This is a genomic window from Duganella hordei (assembly GCF_040369125.1).
GTDB lineage: Bacteria > Pseudomonadota > Gammaproteobacteria > Burkholderiales > Burkholderiaceae_D > Rugamonas > Rugamonas hordei.
Map to the genome: position 1 here is coordinate 1 of NZ_BPWI01000043.1, position 2,486 is coordinate 2,486.

Below are 2,486 nucleotides of genomic sequence, written 5' to 3' on the forward strand. Positions count from 1 at the left end.
GTAAGCGTCTTCTCAGCGCCGTCTGGACTGCCTGACCAGCGTCCGTCATGATCAAATTTTGGCACAGGATTTGTGCCCACAAATTTTGCTTATGGACACAAATTTTCAACCGGTCATTGCAAGGAACACTCGCGGCCACTATCGCCAGCATCCGTTAGAGTTCAAGCGCGCCCTGGTGGCGCTGTCTCTCCAACCAGGCGTCTCGGTGGCGCGCATCGCGCGCGAACACGGCGTCAACGCCAATCAGGTGTTTAGCTGGCGCCGCCTTTTTGAGCAAGGTCGCCTTGGTGTACCGACATTGAAGCGCGAGGATGGCTTGTTACCGGTGGTGCTGGCGCCATCGGTGCCCGCTTCGAACAACGCCGATGCCGATGGTGATGCCGACGGCACCATCGTGCTTGAACTAGGCGAGGTCCGGGTCCGCATCGAAGGCCAGCCCAACGCTGCCACGCTGGCCCAGGTATTGGATCGGGTGCTGCGATGATCGGCCTGCCGGCCGGCACCAAGATCTGGCTCGCCGCCGGCATCACCGACATGCGCTCCGGCTTCAATGGCCTGGCCGCCAAAGTGCAAACGGCGTTGGAGGAAGATCCATACAGCGGCCACGTATTTGTATTCCGAGGTCGGCGCGGTGACCTGGTCAAATTACTGTGGTGGACGGGAGATGGCCTGTGCCTGCTGGCCAAGCGGCTGGAACGTGGTCGCTTCATCTGGCCGCAGGCCAGCAACGGCTCGGTGGCGTTGACGCAGGCGCAGCTGTCGATGCTGCTCGAAGGCATAGACTGGCGGCGGCCTGAGCGGACCTGGAAGCCAACGTCGGCCTTGTAAACGTAACAAGCCTCGCGTAAACTTGGCGCATGCTCAGCCCAGCCGATCTGCCCAACGACATTGCCGCATTGAAGGCGCTGCTGCTCGCCCAAGACGAGGTGGTGGAAGGTCTGCGCGAGCAACTGAACACGCGCGCCGTCGAGATCGAGCACCTCAAGCTGCAGATCGCCAAGTTGCGCCGCATGCAGTTCGGCCGCAAGTCGGAAAAGCTGGACCACCAAATCGAGCAACTGGAACTGCAACTGGAAGACCTGCAGGCCGACGAGGCCGAGGCGGCGCGCGAGATGCCGGCCGCCGACCAGGCACCGCGCAAGAAGTCGGTGCGCAAGCCCTTACCCGAGCATCTGCCACGTGACGAAAAGGTATATGCGCCGACGGCCGACGCTTGCCCGGCTTGCGGTGGCGTCCTGCGGCCGCTGGGCGAGGACGTGGCGGAGCAGCTGGAGTTCGTACCGGCCAGCTTCCGCGTGATCCGTCATATGCGCCCCAAGCTGGCATGCGCCTGCTGCGACGCCATCGTCCAGGCGCCGGCGCCAAGCCGGCCGATTGAGCGCGGCATCGCCGGCCCCGGTCTGCTGGCGCATGTCCTGGTGGCGAAGTTCGCAGATCATCTGCCGCTGTACCGCCAGGCCGTCATCTACGCCCGCGAAGGCGTCGACCTTGATCGTGCCCTGCTGGCGAGCTGGGTCGGTGCCGCCAGCGCGTTGCTGCGCCCGTTGGTCGATGCCATTGAACGCCATGTGCTGGCGGCGTCGAAGCTGCATGCCGACGACACCCCGATCCCGGTACTAGCACCCGGCAATGGAAAAACCAAGACGGCGCGCCTGTGGACCTATGTGCGTGACGATCGGCCATCCGGCGACACCACGCCGCCGGCCGTTTGGTTTGCCTACACGCCGGACCGCAAGGGCATTCATCCGCAGACGCACCTGGCCAAGTTCGAGGGCGTGCTGCAAGCCGATGCTTACGCCGGCTTCAACGCCTTGTTCGACGACGGCGTGGTTCGCGAGGCGGCTTGTTGGGCACACGCGCGGCGCAAATTCCACGACCTGCACGCGGCGCGACCGACGCCACTGACCACGGAGGCGCTGCGCCGGATCGCCGAGCTCTATGTGATCGAGGCCGATATCCGGGGCAAACCGCCCGACGAACGAAGGCAGGTTCGGCAAGCCCGGTCGCGCCCACTGCTCGATGACCTGGAGCGCTGGCTGCATACCACGCTCGATACGTTGTCGCGCAAGTCCGACACGGCGGCGGCGATCCTGTACGCGCTCAAACTCTGGCCGGCGTTGCTGCGCTACTGCGACGATGGCGCCATCGAGATTGATAACTCGGCGGCCGAGCGGGCCTTGCGCGGCGTGGCCATCGGTCGCCGCAACTATCTGTTCGCCGGCGCCAACAGTGGTGGTGAACGCGCCGCCGCGATCTACTCGCTGATCGGCACGGCCAAGCTGAACGGTGTCGACCCCGAAGCCTGGTTGCGTCACGTGCTGACGCATATCGCCGATCATCCCGTCAACCGGGTTGATGAATTCTTGCCTTGGAACTGCAACCTACCAGCAGCCCTTTGAGATGACGCCGCTTCCCAGCGGGGTGATGCCATCATCGATTAATTTGTCGCTCCACTCAAGACGTCACCGGGGAGACGCTTACGGATA

The 2,486-nt window shown here is 64.0% G+C and carries 3 protein-coding genes; all 3 read left to right on the forward strand.

Annotated features, from left to right (window positions below; translation table 11 throughout):
- The first annotated feature begins 58 nt into the window (after positions 1–58).
- The 3 genes from tnpA to tnpC are packed head-to-tail and all read left to right on the forward strand — an operon-like array spanning position 59 to position 2,399.
- Positions 59–484 carry an IS66-like element accessory protein TnpA gene (gene tnpA / locus ABWW33_RS32905; RefSeq protein WP_353405615.1) on the forward strand — a complete coding sequence of 142 codons (426 nt, stop codon included), beginning with the start codon at positions 59–61 and terminating at the stop codon, positions 482–484.
- Complete coding sequence (gene tnpB, locus ABWW33_RS32910) at positions 481–828, forward strand: IS66 family insertion sequence element accessory protein TnpB (RefSeq protein ID WP_353405616.1); 348 nt, start codon at positions 481–483, stop codon at positions 826–828. Before tnpA ends, tnpB begins: the two co-directional genes overlap by 4 nt.
- A 29-nt stretch (positions 829–857) precedes the next feature.
- The gene (gene tnpC, locus ABWW33_RS32915; RefSeq protein WP_353405617.1) at positions 858–2,399 is read left to right on the forward strand and encodes an IS66 family transposase; all 1,542 of its coding nucleotides are present in this window, start codon (positions 858–860) and stop codon (positions 2,397–2,399) included.
- The last annotated feature ends 87 nt before the right edge of the window (positions 2,400–2,486 follow it).